Annotated in this window: 15 protein-coding genes and 1 tRNA gene; 9 read left to right on the forward strand and 7 right to left on the reverse strand. The window is 74.7% G+C overall.

Translation table 11 applies throughout. From position 1 onward, the window contains the following. Window positions 1–14: 14 nt before the first annotated feature. The 7 genes from CHF16_RS22295 to CHF16_RS22320 form a co-directional block, all read right to left on the reverse strand. Window positions 15–1040, reverse strand: coding sequence for a coiled-coil domain-containing protein (locus tag CHF16_RS22295; RefSeq protein WP_143228089.1), 1026 nt, complete (start codon window positions 1038–1040; stop codon window positions 15–17). A gap of 207 nt (window positions 1041–1247) precedes the next feature. Next, the gene (locus CHF16_RS22300) at window positions 1248–1688 is read right to left on the reverse strand and encodes an HNH endonuclease (RefSeq protein ID WP_089328036.1); all 441 of its coding nucleotides are present in this window, start codon (window positions 1686–1688) and stop codon (window positions 1248–1250) included. A gap of 28 nt (window positions 1689–1716) precedes the next feature. Continuing rightward, a tRNA-OTHER gene (locus tag CHF16_RS40415) sits at window positions 1717–1837 on the reverse strand. Window positions 1838–1943: 106 nt separating this feature from the next. Continuing rightward, window positions 1944–2918, reverse strand: coding sequence for a GNAT family N-acetyltransferase (locus tag CHF16_RS22305; protein WP_089328037.1), 975 nt, complete (start codon window positions 2916–2918; stop codon window positions 1944–1946). Between the two features lie 80 nt (window positions 2919–2998). Further along, window positions 2999–3982, reverse strand: a complete 984-nt coding sequence (meaB, locus tag CHF16_RS22310) for a methylmalonyl Co-A mutase-associated GTPase MeaB (protein WP_089328038.1) — start codon at window positions 3980–3982, stop codon at window positions 2999–3001. Then, a complete protein-coding gene (scpA, locus tag CHF16_RS22315; RefSeq protein WP_089328039.1) occupies window positions 3979–6192 on the reverse strand; it encodes a methylmalonyl-CoA mutase in 2214 nt (737 codons plus the stop codon). The genes meaB and scpA overlap by 4 nt, the downstream gene beginning before the upstream one ends. Next, window positions 6189–8012, reverse strand: a complete 1824-nt coding sequence (locus CHF16_RS22320) for a methylmalonyl-CoA mutase subunit beta (RefSeq protein ID WP_089328040.1) — start codon at window positions 8010–8012, stop codon at window positions 6189–6191. Before CHF16_RS22320 ends, scpA begins: the two co-directional genes overlap by 4 nt. A 151-nt stretch (window positions 8013–8163) precedes the next feature. On the opposite strand from CHF16_RS22320, the gene CHF16_RS22325 reads away from it, so the two are divergent. From CHF16_RS22325 to CHF16_RS22365, 9 genes are all read left to right on the forward strand, one after another. Further along, window positions 8164–9342, forward strand: a complete 1179-nt coding sequence (locus CHF16_RS22325; protein WP_089328041.1) for an acyl-CoA dehydrogenase family protein — start codon at window positions 8164–8166, stop codon at window positions 9340–9342. 126 nt (window positions 9343–9468) lie between these two features. Beyond that, a complete protein-coding gene (locus CHF16_RS22330; protein WP_089328042.1) occupies window positions 9469–9678 on the forward strand; it encodes an HGxxPAAW family protein in 210 nt (69 codons plus the stop codon). Between the two features lie 11 nt (window positions 9679–9689). Continuing rightward, a complete protein-coding gene (locus tag CHF16_RS22335) occupies window positions 9690–9881 on the forward strand; it encodes a hypothetical protein (protein WP_089328043.1) in 192 nt (63 codons plus the stop codon). Between the two features lie 120 nt (window positions 9882–10001). Beyond that, window positions 10002–11126 (forward strand): carboxylate-amine ligase, encoded by a 1125-nt coding sequence (locus CHF16_RS22340; RefSeq protein WP_089328044.1) that lies wholly within the window; start codon window positions 10002–10004, stop codon window positions 11124–11126. A gap of 226 nt (window positions 11127–11352) precedes the next feature. After that, window positions 11353–12273 (forward strand): sensor histidine kinase, encoded by a 921-nt coding sequence (locus CHF16_RS22345; RefSeq protein WP_245869011.1) that lies wholly within the window; start codon window positions 11353–11355, stop codon window positions 12271–12273. A 100-nt stretch (window positions 12274–12373) separates the two neighbouring features. Next, window positions 12374–12811, forward strand: a complete 438-nt coding sequence (locus tag CHF16_RS22350; RefSeq protein WP_089328046.1) for a hypothetical protein — start codon at window positions 12374–12376, stop codon at window positions 12809–12811. A 55-nt stretch (window positions 12812–12866) separates the two neighbouring features. Further along, on the forward strand, window positions 12867–13571 hold the full coding sequence (locus CHF16_RS22355) for a GNAT family N-acetyltransferase (RefSeq protein ID WP_089328047.1): 705 nt from the start codon (window positions 12867–12869) through the stop codon (window positions 13569–13571). 299 nt (window positions 13572–13870) lie between these two features. Continuing rightward, a complete protein-coding gene (locus CHF16_RS22360; RefSeq protein ID WP_179271650.1) occupies window positions 13871–15148 on the forward strand; it encodes an acyltransferase family protein in 1278 nt (425 codons plus the stop codon). 94 nt (window positions 15149–15242) lie between these two features. Then, entirely contained in the window at window positions 15243–16421 is a 1179-nt protein-coding gene (locus tag CHF16_RS22365; RefSeq protein WP_143228090.1) for a PucR family transcriptional regulator, read from the forward strand. Window positions 16422–16427 lie beyond the last annotated feature (6 nt).

A 16427-nucleotide genomic window follows, 5' to 3' on the forward strand; every position in this document is an offset into this window, starting at 1 on the left:
GCGCGGAGCGACGGTCAGAGGACGGAGACGTGCACGTGGTCGAAGTGGTTCTGGGTGATGCTGCCGCGGTCCTCCATCGCGCGCCAGCCGCCGCTGCTGCGCATGTCGTAGATGCGCTGCTTCCAGATGACGTACTTGATGCCGAGGCGTGAGGCGTTGTCGATGACGTACTGCGCGACGCTGTCGCCGTGGGCCTGGGCGGAGGCGCTCGGCATCTTGCCGCCGGTGCTCTCCATGAAGTCGCACGCGGTGCCCGACCCGTGGTCCTGCGGGTCGCCGGGGCGGGAGCAGCCGATGGTGGGGAACGGGCCGAACTTGCCGTCGAGCTCCAGCAGGACCGTGCGCATCCGCGAGGTCATGGAGTTGCCGACGATCGGCGACTTGGTGCCGCTGACCCCGTCGGGGCGCCCGGCGCCGCCGCCGCTCACGGGCGCCTTGGTCACCTCGGGCTTGTACTTGGCGAGGAGCTTCTTCACCCGGGCGCGCTGGCCCTCCAGGTCCTCGATCTCCTTCTTCACCGCCGCGAGCTTCTTCTGGGCGGCCTCCCGCGACTGCGCCGCCTTCGTGCTGAGGGTCTCCAGCTCGGCGATGCGGCGGCCGTTGTTGCGGGTGATGTGCTCGATGACCGCGGCGTCGCGGACGGCGGCGCCGGGCTCGGCCGAGGAGACCATCGGGATCACGTCGAGGCGGCCGGTCATGTAGGTGGTGGAGGCGATCCGCGCGACGGCGACGCGGGCCGCGTCGTACTCGCGGCCGGTCCGTTCGGCGTCCGTGCCCGCGCGCTCGGCGGCCTTCTTCGCCTCCTCCAGGCTGACCAGCTCGCCCCGGTACTCCTTGGACAGCTTCTCCGACCGCTTCTTGAGCTTGGCGTACTCCGCCTTCAGGTCCTTCGGCTCCTGCGGGAGCCCCGCGGCGGACCCCGACGCGGGCGGCAGCGCCGCCGACACCCCCACCGCGAGCGCGACCGCCGCCAGGCGCTTCGCCGCCGTGCGCCCGCGCGCCGCACGGGCCGTCCTGCCATCGGGATCGAGGGCCGCCACAGATCACTCCTAGATAACAAAGCTCAAGATTGGCGGCACGCTATCACAATCGCCCATTTAGCCTCAGAGGCTTCCCCAGAACACGCACTGTCACGCGAAAGTCACCGAGATGGGGCACATGGTACGTGACGCGCGAGGGCCGGACCGCCGTCCGGCGATCCGGCCCCGCGTGACCGCCGTCCGGCGGTCCGGCCCCCGCGCGCCCCGTCAGGCGCCGACGAGTTCCTCCCAGCGCGGGACTCGCGGCGTCCACAGCAGCCGGAGCCCGGCCTCGGCGACCGTCCGGTCCCCCTTGCGGTTGTTGCACCTCCCGCACGCCAGGACGGTGTTCTCCCAGGTGTCGCCGCCGCCGCGGGACTGCGGGCGGACGTGGTCGATCGTGTTCCCGCGCCCGCCGCAGTAGCAGCAGCGGCCCCGGTCGCGCAGGTACACGCCGCGCTTGCTCCACGGGGGGCGCCTGCCGTGCCGCCAGCGCATCGCGACGTACCGGACGAGCCGCAGGACCCGCGGCACGGGGAAGCGGCCGAAGGTCCGGCCCTCCTCCGCCTCCTCGACGACCGCCACCTCGCGCACCAGCATGCGGATGGCGTGCCGCAGGTCCACCCTCTGTAAGGGCTCGTACGACGCGTTCAGGACGAGCACGTTCACCGGGTCACCTCCTTGCCCCTGTGTGCCGCTTCCCCACCGGGATTCGAACCCGGATCCTCCCGCACTGAACCCCTCCATTCCCCGGCCCGTACAACGGAGAGGATTGGAGAATGCCGCAGCACGGCGTTCTTCCGGTGAACTATGGGGAAATGCTTCGGCAATTCCGTGGCCGCCGGGTATTTCCCGGAGCGGCCTCCCCAAGAATGCCGAGGCGCGGGCCGCGGCGGCAAGGTGTTTTCGCGCCGGGACGGCCGGTCAGGGCAGCGCGGCCACGGGGGCCTGGTACTCCAGGGACTCGCGCTCGGTCCGGAATCCGAGCTCCTCGTTGACCGCGATCATGTGCACGTTGTCGCCCGAATTGTCCGTTTCTATCTCGCGCACGTCGGGGCGTTCGGCGGCCAGCCAGGCGAGCATCGCGGCCTTCACCCAGATGCCGATGCGCCGGCCCCGGTGCTCGGGGACGACCGCCGTGTCGTACTGCGCGGCCCGCCCGCCCGAGTCGTGCGGCACGACGACCTCGGTGAACCCCGCGATCGCGCCGCCGTGCAGCGCGGCGACCGTATAGAGGTCGTCGCCGCGCTTGGCGACGGCCTCGGCCATCTCCCGGACGCGGTGCGCGTCCCACCGCGTGCCCTCGTACTCGCCGAGGTCGGCCATGGCGTACTTGGCGCGTGCCAAGGCGGCGGCGTGCTCATCCGGCACCACGCCCCGCCAGCGGGCCAGGCGGTACCCGGCGGGCGCCTCGGCGAGCAGCCGCTCGACGCGCCCGGCGGGGACGTCCGCCAGCCGCAGCACCATGCCGCGCAGGGTGAGCACGCACTCGAAGCCCAGCGACTCCAGGAACGGGACGGCCGGGGTCCCGGCGAGGACCTGCGCGATCACGCTGGCGCGCCCGTCGGCGCGCAGGCCCCCGGCGGCCGCGGCCAGCAGCCGGCCGCCGAGCCCGCGCCGCCGGTGCTCGGGCCGGACCCGGACATCGATCTCGCCGGGGCGGCCGGCGCCCGGCTCGCCCGGGAGCCGCAGCGCCGCCACCGCGAGCAGCCGGCCGCCGTCGGCCACCGCCCAGAGCCGCTGCCGGGAGCCGGGGTCGGCGCCGAGCAGCCGCCGCGCCGTCGCGTCGGGGTCCGGGGCGGGCTCCCCGGCCGGATCGGCGGCGTGGACGGCCGCGACCACCTCGTGCCACGCGCGTATCTGCGCGTCGGTCGGAGCATCGAGCGCGATGACGTCCATCCGACTTTTGTACCGGATACGGGCCCGCCGCGACCGGGACCCCGGACATCCTGTACCCGGAACCGGGTCGGGCGTCCCCGTCACGCGTCCCGGGTGAACGCCTCCAGGATGCGGTCGGCGGCCAGGGCCGGGGTGAGCCTCCCCTCCGCGACCTCCCGCTCCAGGCCGGGCGCGAGCTCGCGGACGCCCGGGTGCGCGTGCAGCTCGCCGAGCAGCCGGTCGTGGACCATCGCCCACGTCCAGCCGACCTGCTGGCGGCGGCGCCGGGCCTCCAGCTCGCCGGACGCGCGCAGCCGCTCCTGGTGCTCGACGATCCGCTGCCACACCTCGTCCAGCCCGGTGCCCTCGCGGGCGCTGCACGTCAGGACGGGGGTGTCGCGGACCCGCTCATCGCTGCGCAGCATCCGCAGCGCCCCGGCCAGCTCCCGGGCCGCGCGCTTGGCCTCGATCTTGTGCTCGCCGTCGGCCTTGTTCACGGCGATCACGTCGGCCAGTTCCAGGACGCCCTTCTTGATGCCCTGGAGCTGGTCGCCGGTCCGGGCCAGGGTGAGGAACAGGAAGGAGTCCACCATCTCGGCGACGGTCGTCTCCGACTGGCCGACGCCGACCGTCTCGACGAGCACGACGCCGTACCCGGCGGCCTCCATGACGACCATCGCCTCGCGGGTGGCCTTGGCGACGCCGCCGAGCGTCCCCGCCGTCGGCGACGGCCGGATGAAGGCGTCCGGGTCGGCGGCGAGGCGCTGCATGCGGGTCTTGTCGCCGAGGATGCTGCCGCCCGTCCTGGTCGAGGACGGGTCGACGGCCAGGACCGCGACCTTGTGCCCCTCCCCCGTCAGCCGGGTGCCGAGCGCGTCGATGAAGGTCGACTTGCCGACCCCGGGCACGCCGGTGATCCCGACGCGGCGGGCGTTCCCGGCGTGCGGGCTCAGCTCGACCAGCAGCCTCTGCGCCAGCTCCCGGTGGTCGGGACGGGTCGACTCCACCAGCGTGACCGCCCGCGCGATCCACGCCCGCGACCCGTCCCGCACCCCGGCGACGTAGTCGTCGAGCCCCGGCCTCACCGCGCGACGTGCCCCAGCTCGGCGGAGAGCTCCTCCAGCAGCCCGACCGCCGCGTCCGCGAGCACGGTGCCCGGCGGGAAGATAGCCGCGGCCCCGGCCGCGCGCAGCTCGTCGAAGTCCTGCGGCGGGATGACGCCGCCCACGACGATCATGATGTCGGGGCGGCCGAGCGCGGCCAGCTCCTCGCGCAGCGCGGGCACCAGCGTGAGGTGGCCGGCGGCGAGCGAGTTGACGCCGACGATGTGCACGTCGGCCTCGACGGCCTGCCGGGCGACCTCGGCCGGGGTCTGGAACAGCGGGCCCACGTCGACGTCGAAGCCGAGGTCGGCGAACCCGGTCGCGATCACCTTCTGGCCGCGGTCGTGGCCGTCCTGCCCCATCTTGGCGACCAGGATGCGCGGGCGGCGCCCCTCGGCCTCCTCGAACGCGGCCGTCGCGGCGCGCGCCCGCTCGATGCCCGTCACCTCGCCGGCCTCCTCGCGGTACACACCGGAGATCGTACGGATCTGCGCCGCGTGCCGCCCGTACGCCCGCTCCAGCGCGTCGGAGATCTCCCCGACGGTGGCCTTGGCGCGGGCCGCGTCGATGGCGAGCGCGAGCAGGTTGTGCTCCAGGCCGGACGGCCGGGTGCCGCTCTCGGCGGCCTCGGCGGCGCGGGTCAGCGCGTCAAGCGCGGACCGGGCCGCGCCCTCGTCGCGCTCCTCCCGCAGCCGGCGGAGCTTGTCGATCTGCTGCGCCCGGACGGACGCGTTGTCGACCTTGAGGACCTCGATCTCCTGCTCGGCGTCCGGGCGGTACTTGTTGACGCCGATGACCGGCTGCCGTCCCGAGTCGATGCGGGCCTGGGTGCGGGCCGCCGCCTCCTCGATGCGGAGCTTGGGCAGCCCCTCGTCGATGGCCTTGGCCATGCCGCCGGCCTGCTCGACCTCGGTGATGTGCGCCCAGGCGCGGCGGGCGAGGTCGTAGGTGAGCCGCTCGACGTAGGCGCTGCCGCCCCACGGATCGATGGTGCGGGTCGTCCCGGACTCCTGCTGCAGGACGAGCTGGGTGTTGCGGGCGATGCGGGCCGAGAAGTCGGTCGGCAGAGCCAGCGCCTCGTCCAGCGCGTTGGTGTGCAGCGACTGGGTGTGGCCCTGCGTGGCGGCCATCGCCTCGATGCAGGTGCGGGCGACGTTGTTGAAGGCGTCCTGCGCGGTCAGCGACCAGCCGGACGTCTGGGAGTGGGTCCGCAGCGACAGCGACTTGGGGTTCCGCGGCCCGAACGTCTTCACCAGCCGCGCCCACAGCAGCCGCGCGGCGCGGAGCTTGGCGACCTCCATGAAGAAGTTCATGCCGATCGCCCAGAAGAACGACAGGCGGGGCGCGAACGCGTCGATGTCCAGCCCGGCCTCGCGCCCGGCGCGGATGTACTCGACCCCGTCGGCGAGGGTGTAGGCCAGCTCCAGGTCGGCGGTGGCCCCGGCCTCCTGGATGTGGTAGCCGGAGATCGAGATGGAGTTGTACTTCGGCATCCGCTGCGAGGTGAACGCGAAGATGTCGGAGATGATCCGCATCGACGGCTGCGGCGGGTAGATGTAGGTGTTGCGGACCATGAACTCCTTGAGGATGTCGTTCTGGATGGTCCCCGCCAGCGCCTCGGGCTTCACCCCCTGCTCCTCGGCGGCGGCGATGTAGAGCGCGAGGACGGGCAGCACGGCCCCGTTCATGGTCATCGACACGCTCATGCGGTCCAGCGGGATGCCGTCGAACAGCTGCCGCATGTCGTAGATGGAGTCGATCGCCACGCCGGCCATGCCGACGTCGCCCGCGACGCGCGGGTGGTCGGAGTCGTAGCCGCGGTGGGTGGCGAGGTCGAACGCGACCGACAGGCCCTTCTGCCCGGCGGCGAGGTTGCGCCGGTAGAACGCGTTGGACTCCTCGGCGGTGGAGAAGCCGGCGTACTGCCGGATCGTCCACGGCTGGGTGGCGTACATCGCCGGGTAGGGGCCGCGCAGGTACGGCGCGATGCCCGGCAGGGTGTCGAGGAAGTCGACCCCGGCCAGGTCGTCGGCGGTGTAGAGCGGCTTGACGCCGATGCCCTCCGGCGTGTCCCAGGTCTGGGCCTCGGGGTCCTTGCCGGTGGCGTCGGCGACGGCGGCGCGCCACCGCTTGGCGGCCTCGTCGGCGGGGGGCGCGGCGCCGAGGTCGATCTCGCTGAAGTCGGGGATCATTCGGTCACTCCCAGATCGCAGAGGGTGGTCTCCAGGACCCCGACGGCGTCGCATCCTGCGTACACGCGGGCGTCGACCCCCTCGTAGGTTCCCTTACCCGCGAGCCAGACCTTCACCGCGCCCGCGTCGCGCAGGATCCGCGCCGCGCCGGCGGCCTGGTCGGCGTAGACCTTGTCGCTGGAACAGAGGCAGGCGACGGCGGCGCCGGACGCCGCGAACTCCTCGGGCGTCCCGGTGACCGTCTCGATCCCGCCCGCCTGGAAGAGGTTGGCGGCGAACGACGCGCGCGCCGTGTGGACGGCGATGGGCCCGAGCGTGGCCAGGAACACCCGGGGCCGGGCGCCGGTGGCCTTCTCGTGGGCGTCGGAGCGGTCGCGGAGGGCCTCGAAGTCCTGCGCGTACGACACCACCGGCAGGCCGCCGCCCGGCTGGGCCGGGGCGGGGTCGCGCTCGGGCAGCACCTCGGCCAGGTTCGGGAACTCGCTGACGCCGGTGAGCGGCGCCTTGCGCCGGGCGATGTCGGCGCGGCGCCGCTCCCATGTCGCGGCGATGCGGCCGGCGACGAGCCCGGACTCCAGGGCGGCGGCCAGGCCGCCGGCCTTCTCGATCTCGGTGAACCAGGTCCAGGCCGCCTGGGCGAGGCCCTCGGTGAGGCTCTCGGCGTACCAGGACCCGCCGGCCGGGTCGACGACGCGGGCGAGGCTCGACTCCTCCAGCAGGAGGGTCTGGGTGTTGCGGGCGATGCGGCGGGCGAAGTCGTCGGGCAGCCCGAGCCGGGCGTCGAACGGCAGGACGGTGACCGCGTCGGCGCCGCCGGCCCCGGCCGCGAACGCCGCGATCGTGGTGCGGAGCATGTTCACCCACGGGTCGCGGCGCGTCATCATCGCCGCCGAGGTGACCGCGTGGACCCGCGCGGCCGTCCCCTCGGCGGCGCCGCTGACCTCGGCGACCCGCGCCCACAGCCGGCGCATCGCGCGCAGCTTGGCGATCGAGGAGAACTGGTCGGCGTTGACGGCCAGGCGGAACTCCAGCTGGCCGAACGCCTCGTCCACGCTCAGCCCGGCGCCGGTCAGGGCGCGCAGGTAGGCGACCCCGGCGGCGACGGCCGCGCCGAGCTCCTCGGCGTCGGCGCCGCCCGCGTCGTGGTACGGGGTGGCGTCCACGGTGATCGCGCGGAGCCGGGGGAACTCCCGGGCGCACCGGACGGCCAGCGCGGCGGCCTCGTCCATCTGCCCGGCGGTGCCGGTGCGGGCCTGAAGCCCGAGCGGGTCTGCGCCGAGGCCGCCGGAGACGTCGGACGCGTTGCCCCGCTCGGCGGCCAGGTCTAGGAAGGCCTCGGCCGCCTCGGCGGTCGCGGCGCCCGCGTCCAGCACCACGGGCGCGAGGTCGAGCAGGACGCCGCGCAGGGCGTCCGGGAGGCCCGCGACCGGCAGTCCGCCGTCGCCGAGCCGCAGCCAGACCGACGTGGCGCCGTTCTCCAGGTCGGCGAGGACGGCCTCGCGGGTGGCGGCGGCATCGGGGTGCGCGTGCCGCTGCCGGACGTCCCAGCCGGCGACGCCCTCGCCGTCCGGCCGCACCTCGCGGACGTAGGGGGCCAGGCCGGGCCGTCCCGGCGGGGCGTCGGCCCGGGTGTAGAGCGCCGCGATCGGCACTCCGTCGTACGACTCGCGGGTCAGCAGACCCTCGATCGCGTCGAGGGGGGTGTCGTCTGTCGCCGCGCCGGACTTGCGCAGCACCCCCTTCACCATCTCCCGCCACCGGTCGCGCTCGGCCGGGGGGAAGGCGGCGGCCAGTTCGAGTTCCTCAGGCGGCACCGTCATGGCGGAAATCGTAGGTGAGCGGCCGAACGCCGCTCTAAAGCGGGTCCCGCTGTCCAGTACACGTGCCGGCCCACGGCCGGCCCACGGGCCGGGTCCCGGGCCGTGCCACGAGCCTCCGGTTAGCGCCCCGGGGGCCGGGAAGAGGGGCGTCATGAACCTGGATTCCCTCCCCGGAGACCTCTACCACATGCAGGAACTCCTCGACGATCGCGAGCAGGAGATCGTCGGGCGGGTCCGCGCCTTCCTGGAGTCGAAGGTCGCGCCGATCGCCGACGACTGCTGGGCGCGGGCGGAGTTCCCGTTCGACCTCATCCCCCGGTACGGCGAGCTCGGCATCGCCGGGCTCGCCCACGACGAGTGCCCCGGGGAGAAGCCGAGCAGCCTGCTCACCGGGTTCCTCGCGATGGACATGGCGCGCGTGGACCCGTCCATGGCGACGTTCTTCGGCGTCCACACCGGGCTCGCGATGGGCAGCATCGGCCGCTGCGGGTCCCCCGAGCAGCGCGCGCGGTGGCTGCCCGCGATGGGGCGGATGGAGAAGATCGGCGCGTTCGCGCTCACCGAGCCGGAGGGCGGGTCGGACGTCGCGCTCGGGCTGCGCACCACGGCGCGCCGCGACGGCGACCACTGGGTGCTGAACGGCGCCAAGCGCTGGATCGGCAACGCCACGTTCGCCGACCACACGGTCGTGTGGGCGCGCGACGAGGCGGACGACCAGGTGAAGGGGTTCGTCGTCGCCAAGGGGACGCCGGGGTTCACCGCCACCCCGATCCAGAACAAGATCGCGCTGCGCACGGTGCAGAACGCCGACATCGTGCTGGCCGACTGCCGCGTCCCCGAGTCCGACCGGCTCGCGGGCGCGAACACCTTCAAGGACACCGCCGCGATCCTGCGCCGGACCCGCAGCGGCGTCGCCTGGCAGGCCGTCGGGGTGATGCTCGCCGCCTACGAGATCGCCCGCGACTACGCGGTGGGGCGCGAGCAGTTCGGCCGGCCGATCGCCCGGTTCCAGCTCGTCCAGGACCTGCTCGTCCGGATGCTGGGCAACGCCACCGCCTGCCTCGGCATGGTGGTGCGGCTGGCGCAGCTCCAGGACGCGGGCCGGTACCGCGACGAGCACTCGGCGCTCGCCAAGGCGTACTGCACCACCCGGATGCGGGAGGTGGTCGGCTGGGCGCGCGAGCTGATGGCGGGCAACGGGATCGTGCTCGACTACGGCATCGGCCGCTTCGTCGCCGACGCCGAGGCGCTGTACTCCTACGAGGGCACCCGGGAGATCAACACGCTGATCGTCGGCCGTGCGGCGACCGGAATGGGGGCGTTCGTCTGATCCGCCGCCCCCGGACCGGCCTGAAAGTGATCTAGCGGGTACCCCGGAAGGCCCTCTGGCTAGGGGCGTTGCTAGAGTTCGGGCAACGTACCGCCCTCCAGAACAACCTTGCAGAGGAACCTACGCATGTCGACTGGCAGCCACGCCGGGCGCCCGAAGTCCTGGGTCGCCGTGGCCATCATCTTCGTCGGTTTCGTCGTCGGCGGCGTCGGCATCACCATGGGCCCCGACTGGGTCGTGTTCGGCGTGGGCGCCGCGATCACCGTCCTGGGCGGCATCGTCGCGCTGGCCGTCGACATCATGACCGACGTCATCGTCGACGACCCCCGGCAGTAGGCGGGACCGCCATGGCGTTCGGGCGTCCTCCCATCGAGGAGCGGATCGCGGCGCGCCAGCGCGAGCGCGGCGAGCTGAAGCACGGGGCGGTCTTCCCGCACGCCCCGGCCAAGATGCTGTTCTTCTTCAGCGTCGGCGTGGTCGTGGTCACGCACGCCATCGCGCTGGCGATGTACTTCGTCGACGCCGGGCCGGGCCGCTAGCCCGGTCCGGCCGGCCGTGCCGGCGGGTCAAAAGCGGGTCAAGAAGATCCGTTCCCGCCCGGATTACGGTCCGTCCGCCAGGTGCGGGCGCGGCGGCGGCCACGTACCGTCGAAGGGAGCGTGGCCGCCCGAGTCGCCCCGAGCCCGAGGTGGTGGAAGGCCCTGCGGTTCGGCATCGAGGAAGAGTACTTCGTCGTCGATCCCGTGTCCCGGGAGGTCGTCCCCCGTGCCGCCGCCGTCGTGCGGCGGGCCGGGGCGGCACTGGGCGAGCGCGCCTCCACCGAGCTGGTGGCCTTCCTGGCCGAGGCCAAGACCTCGCCCTGCGACGACCTGGACAAGCTCCGCGAGCAGATCCGCGCGATGCGGGCCGCGATGGCGGCGGCCGCGGCGGCCGAGGGCGTGCGGCTCGCCGCCACCGGGACGCCCGTGCTGGGCGAGCTGGTCCCCGCGCCGATCGCCGCGGGCGCCCGCTACGCCGAGAGCCTGGCCGTCTACCGGGGGCTGGACGACGAGCAGAGCATCTGCTCCTGCCACGTCCACGTCGAGATGCCCGACCGGGAGCACGCCGTCCAGGTCGGCAACCACCTGCGGCCGTGGCTGCCGACGCTGCTCGCGCTCGCCGCGAACTCCCCGTACTGGGCCGGCCGCGACACCGGCCACGCGTGCTGGCGCGCGATGGCGTGGGCCCGCTGGCCGGTGGCGGGCCCGCCGCCCTACTTCGCGTCCGCCGCCCACTACGACGACCTCGTCGGGACGCTGCTCGGCTGCGGCGCCCTGATGGACACCGGGACGATCTTCTGGGACGTCCGGCCGTCGGCGCGGCTGCCGACCGTGGAGGTCCGGCTCGCCGACGTCGCGCCGACCGCCGCCGACGCGGCGGTGCTCGCCGCGCTGATCCGCGCGCTGGTGCGGGAGTCGTCGCGCGCGGTGGACGCCGGGGAGCGGGCGCCCGACCCGCCGCAGGAGCTGCTGCGCGCGGCGTACTGGCTCGCCGCGCGGGACGGGCTGGACGGCCGGGGCCTGGACGTGCGCACCGGCCGGGCCGCCGGCCACCGGGAGCTGGCCGGCGAGCTGCTGGCGCACGCGCTGCCCGCGCTGAGCGCCGCGGACGACCTCGCCTTCGTCACGGCGGGCGTCCGGCGGCTGCTCACCGGCGGGACGGGCGCCGAGCGGCAGCGGGCCGCCTACCGCAGGCGCGGCCGGCTGTCCGACGTCGTCGACGCCGCGCTGCTGCCGGACCGGTGACCGCCACCTCACCCCGGTGTGGCCGGGTTATACGACTTTGACCCGTTTCCCCCGGTCGGCGCGGGGTACCAACTGGTCTGGACCAGTCGCCGCCGGGATCCGGGCGGGGGCGGGGGGCCGTCTCGCACGGCCGCCCGCGACCGCGTACGCTCGAATCGATGCAGGCGACCGCAGCGACCTCGGACGGAGTGACCGCACGATGAGCCTCAGGCCCGGCGGACCGGGCGTGAAGCCTCAGGGCCCCTTCGTCCATCCCGCGCTCTTCTACCGCGACGACGCGGAGTACCTCGGCGGCACCGTCCCGTTCGTCCAGGCGGGGCGCGCGGCCGGCGAGCCGGTCGCGGTCGCGGTCCCCGGCCGCCGCCTCGAGCTGCTGCGCGACGCCCTCGGCCCGGCCGCCCGCGAGGTCACCTGGCTGGACATGGCCGAGGCGGGGCGCAATCCGGGGCGGATCATCCCCGGCGTGCTGAGCGCCTTCGCCGACCGGCACGGAAGCGGCCGCGTGCGGATCATCGGCGAGCCGGTCTGGCCCGGCCGGACGGCCACCGAGTACCCCGCCTGCGCGCAGCACGAGGCGCTGATCAACCTGGCCTTCGCGGGGCGCGGCGTGTCGATACTGTGCCCCTACGACACCGCCGGGCTGGACGAGGTCGCGCTCGCCGACGCGCGCGCCACCCACCCTGTGCTAATCGACCGCGACGGCGAGCACGTCAGCGGCGACTTCGCGCCCCACCGCGTCATCAGCGCCTACAACCGGCCGCTGCCGGAGCCGGCCGGCGCCGTGGCGATGCGGTTCGACATGGACGCGCTCCCCCGCGTCCGCGAGTTCGCCTGCCACTGGGCCGCCCGCCTCGGCCTCCGCGCCGACGCCGTCGGCGACATGGAGCTCGCCGTCAGCGAGCTGGCCGCGAACTCGTGCCTGCACGGCGGCGGGTCCGGCACGGCCCGGCTCTGGTCCGAGGAGGGGCAGGTCGTCTGCGAGGTCAGCGACGCCGGGACGATCACCGACCCGCTGGCCGGGCGCCGCCCGGCGGACATGAGCCCGCACGGCGGGCGGGGCATCCTGCTCGTCCACCACCTCGCCGACCTCGTCCGCGTGCACACCGGGCCCGCCGGCACCGCGATCCGGGTGTACCTGCGCGCCTAGCGGGACGGCAAGGCCGAGACTTGACCCGGTTCCAGGTGTAGTGGGCCGACGGCGGGAATGATGCCCTCCGCCCGGACTCTCCCGACCGTGATGGGGAACGATGCGTCTCTTTGCTCGTGCTCACCAGATGCCGGTCCGCCTGGCCGTGGGGGCGTTCGTGCTGAACTCGGGGCTGTCGAAGCACAAGGCCCTGGAAGAGTCGGCCGAACAGACCCACGGCATGGCGAAGACCGCCTACCCGTTCCTGGAATCGAAGGACGCGCGGGCCTTCACCCGCGACCTCAGCCGGGCCGAGATGGCCCTCGGCTCCGCGCTGATCGCGCCGTTCGTGCCCTCGCTGCTCGCGGGCGCGGCGCTGACCGCGTTCGCCGCCGGGCTGACCGGCCTGTACCTGCGGCTGCCGGGCATGCGCGAGGAGGGCGGCATCCGCCCGACCCAGCAGGGCGTCCCGCTCGCCAAGGACTTCTGGCTGGTGGGCGTGGGGGCCTCGCTCGTGCTGGAGGAGCTCGCCCGGATCCGGGAGGACCGCCGTCCTTGACGCGGCGGCGCGGCGGCGGTGAGGATCGGCCCGTCCCCCACCGGAGGCCGCGCCCATGACGTCCCCGCCCCAGCCCTCCCCGTCCCAGCCCGCCGGCTCCGGGCCCGCCGAGTCCCGGCCCGCCGAGTCCCGGCCCGCAGGGTCCTGGCCCGCGCCGCCCGTCCGCACGGCCGGCGCGGCCGACGCCGCGGCGATCTCCGCGCTGCTCGGGCGCGCCTTCGACGACGACCCGGTCTGGCGCTGGCTGCTGCCCGACGACGCCTCCCGGGTGCGCCGGCTGACCGGCCTGTTCGACGTCCTGCTGCGGCGGGTCCACCTGCCGCACGCCGCCACCGAGGCCACCGGGCGCGACGGCGCCACCGAGGCCGCCGCGCTGTGGGACCCGCCCGGCCGCTGGCGGGTGCCGCTGCGGCTCCAGGCGGCGCAGGCGGTGCCGCTGCTGCGCATCCTCGGCACCCGGGTGCCGGCCACGCTGCGCGCCCTCGGCGAGATCGAGCGGCACCACCCGCGGGAGCCGCACTGGTACCTGGCGGTGCTCGGCACCGACCCGCCCGCGCAGGGCGGCGGCCTCGGCGGCGCGCTGCTGCGGTCCAGGCTCGACCGGTGCGACGCCGCGGGCCTGCCCGCCTACCTGGAGAGTTCCAAGGAGCGCAACGTCCCCTACTACGAGAGGTTCGGGTTCCGGGTGACCCGGGAGCTGGCCCTGCCCGGCCGGGGCTGCCCGCCGGTCTGGCTCATGTGGCGCGACCCCGCCGGCTGACCGGGCGCTGAACGGGCCCGGAGCCGCGCCCGCACCGTGTGGCGTTGGTCACAGCCGCGGATCTGGAACGGCCGCGCCGCGCGCGCCCGCCGACCTCCGCGACGGCCCTGCTCGTGGGCGCCTGCGGGCGTTCCGCACCCGTCACGCTCAGTCAGACCCGACAACACCTATCGCACGGAAATCTCATTCACCCGTTAGGGACGGTAACGGTTCGGCCCCTATGGTGGCCGTCGATGCCGACGAACACCCCGCCTTCAGCCGGAAAGACGAACGCTGCTCCCAAGGGCCGGGCCTCTCGGATGGAGTGGCTCGACGCCCTGCGCGGGCTGGCCGCCCTGGTGGTGGTGTTCGAGCACTCGCTGGACGTGCTGCTGCCCGAGGTGCGCCGCACGGCCAGCCCCTGGTTCGACTTCGGACGCTACGGCGTCTTCGTGTTCTTCCTCGTCAGCGGCTACGTCGTGCCGTTCTCGCTGCAGCGGCGCGGCAGCGTCCGGGAGTTCTGGGCGGGGCGGTTCTTCCGGCTGTACCCGGCCTGGGCGGTGTCGCTGGTGCTCGCGCTGGTCCTCGCGTCGGCGGGCATCGGCTACGGGCTGCCCGCCGCGCTCGGCGACCGTCCCTGGGCGTCCGGCCTCGCGCACCTGACGATGCTCCAGGACCTGCTGGGCGTGCCCAACGCCGTCAACGTCCTCTGGACGCTGTCCTACGAGATGGTGTTCTACCTGCTCATCACGGCGATGTTCGTCGCCGGCGTGCGCCATTCCAGCGCCCGCGTCGCGCTGGGGTTCGGCGTGGGCGCGGCGATCCTCGGCGTGGCGCTGCCGTCCGGGCTGCTGGCCTCCCGGTGGCCGGGCGGCACGGTCCTCGCCGCAGCGCTGCTGCTGGTCGGCGGTCTCGGCGCCATGCTCACCCGGCGGCGGGCCGTGCGGCGCGCGGGCGTCGTCGTCGTGGCGGGGCTGGCGCTGACCCTGCTCGTGCTCAACAGCCGCATCGGCGCGATCGAGAGCCTGTGCATCATCGCCACGATGTTCGCCGGGACGGCGGTCCGCGGCATCCAGGACGGGCGGCTCCGGCGCGGTCCGGCCGTGGCGATGGTCGCGTTCGTGGCGGCGCTCTCGCTGCTGGCGGGCATGCGCACCCCGACGACCTGGGCGCTGCACGCCAACCCGGACCCGCTCGGCCCGGACTGGTCGGCCGCCGTCGCCGCCGCGTGGGCGACCTTCCTGGTCGGCCTCGCGCTCCGGCACCACCGCATGCCCCGCTTCCTGGTGTGGTCGGGGCTGATCAGCTACTCGCTCTACCTCCTGCATCCGCTGGTCGTCCAGACGGTCTGGTACGCGGCCGGGCAGGACACCTGGGGCCTGCCGGTGCCCGTCCGGGCGGCCTGGGGCGCGGCGCTGGCGGCGGCCGTGCTGGTGTCCGCGGCCCTCGCGCACCGGTACGTGGAGCTTCCGGCCCAGCGCCTCGGAAGGCGCTTCACCGCGCGGCACCGGGCCGGTCCCGCCGCGGGTCGGGCCGCGCCCCCCGCCACAGGCCAGGCCGCGGGCCAGGCCGCGGCGGCCCAGACCGCGCGATCCTGACCCGGCGCGTGGCCGGGGGGTGAGTGATGACAGCGTTGGCCTTCTTGCCTAGGGTGAGGCCCATCCCACCCCCAGCCGCCGAACGGAACCGCGGATGACAGAAGGGCCGATGCCCGCCGAGCTGCCGGAGATGCTGCGGCAGCACCTCCAGGCCGCCGTCGACGAGATGGAACGCGAGATCCGCGACCAGGTCCCCGAGTACGCGGGCGACGACGGCGGCGAGTACGCCAAGCGCGTGGAGCGGACGGTCGGCGACACCGTCGCCTTCTTCATCGACTCCGTCGACCACCCGGACGCCGACGCGCGCACCCTGACCGAGCTGTACATGCGGCTCGGCGAGGAGGAGGCCCGGCAGGGCCGCAGCCTCGCCGCGCTGCAGAACGCGATGCGGGTGAGCAGCCAGGTCGCCTGCCGCCGCTTCATCAAGGACGCCTACCGGCTCGGCTGGTCCCGGGAGACGCTGAGCCGGCTGACCGACTCGCTGTTCATGCTGCTCGCCCGGGTCGCCGACGCCGCCGCGCAGGGCTACGCGCGCCAGCAGGGCCAGCTGGCGACCGAGCGGGAGCGCCGCCGCGACCGGCTGCGGGACCTGCTGGTCGCCGACCCGCCGCCCGCCCCGGAGGCGATCGCCGAGCTCGCGGCGGCGGCCCGCTGGGACGTGCCGAAGAGCATCGCGCTGATCGCGCTGCCCGCCGGGGCGCCGACCGGCGCCCGGATCCTGCCGCCCGGCGTGCTGGCCGGGTGGGACGCGCCGGTCCCGTTCCTCGTGGTGCCCGACCCCGAGGGCCCCGGGCAGGAGCGGCTGTGGCCGGTGCTGCGCCGGCTCGGCACGGCCGCGATCGGCCCGACGGTGCCGGTCGGGCAGGGCGCGGTCTCGCTGCGCTGGGCCCGGCAGGCGCTGACGCTGGCCGAGCGCGGCCTGCTGCCGCGCGACGCGCCGGTCCGGTGCGCGGACCACATCGCGGCGCTGGCCGCGTTCGCCGCCGAGGAGCTGGTCGGCGCGACCGCCGCGACCGTCCTCGGGCCGCTGCTGGAGCTCGCCCCCGCCCGCCGGCAGCCGCTCGCCGAGACGCTGCTGACCTACCTGGAGTGCGGCGACAACGCGGTCATCGCGGCGGAGCGGCTGCACATCCACGAGCAGACCGTCCGGTACCGGCTGCGCCGCATCACCGAGCTGACCGGCGGGCGGTTCACCGAGCCCGGCGGTCGCCTCGACCTCATGCTGATGCTCAGCTGGCTGGTGCGCACCGGCCGCGCCGACCGGACGGCCTGACGGCCG

It is taken from the genome of Actinomadura meyerae, from assembly GCF_900188445.1.
GTDB classification, from domain to species: Bacteria; Actinomycetota; Actinomycetes; order Streptosporangiales; family Streptosporangiaceae; genus Spirillospora; species Spirillospora meyerae.

Coding starts and splice junctions, on each gene's coding strand:
- CHF16_RS22305 (WP_089328037.1), bottom strand. CDS start 2,918: ATGGACGTCATCGCGCTCGATGCTCCGACCGACGCGCAGATACGCGCG.
- scpA (WP_089328039.1), bottom strand. CDS start 6,192: ATGATCCCCGACTTCAGCGAGATCGACCTCGGCGCCGCGCCCCCCGCC.
- CHF16_RS22320 (WP_089328040.1), bottom strand. CDS start 8,012: ATGACGGTGCCGCCTGAGGAACTCGAACTGGCCGCCGCCTTCCCCCCG.
- CHF16_RS22325 (WP_089328041.1), top strand. CDS start 8,164: ATGAACCTGGATTCCCTCCCCGGAGACCTCTACCACATGCAGGAACTC.
- CHF16_RS22330 (WP_089328042.1), top strand. CDS start 9,469: ATGTCGACTGGCAGCCACGCCGGGCGCCCGAAGTCCTGGGTCGCCGTG.
- CHF16_RS22335 (WP_089328043.1), top strand. CDS start 9,690: ATGGCGTTCGGGCGTCCTCCCATCGAGGAGCGGATCGCGGCGCGCCAG.
- CHF16_RS22350 (WP_089328046.1), top strand. CDS start 12,374: ATGCGTCTCTTTGCTCGTGCTCACCAGATGCCGGTCCGCCTGGCCGTG.
- CHF16_RS22355 (WP_089328047.1), top strand. CDS start 12,867: ATGACGTCCCCGCCCCAGCCCTCCCCGTCCCAGCCCGCCGGCTCCGGG.
- CHF16_RS22360 (WP_179271650.1), top strand. CDS start 13,871: ATGGAGTGGCTCGACGCCCTGCGCGGGCTGGCCGCCCTGGTGGTGGTG.
- CHF16_RS22365 (WP_143228090.1), top strand. CDS start 15,243: ATGACAGAAGGGCCGATGCCCGCCGAGCTGCCGGAGATGCTGCGGCAG.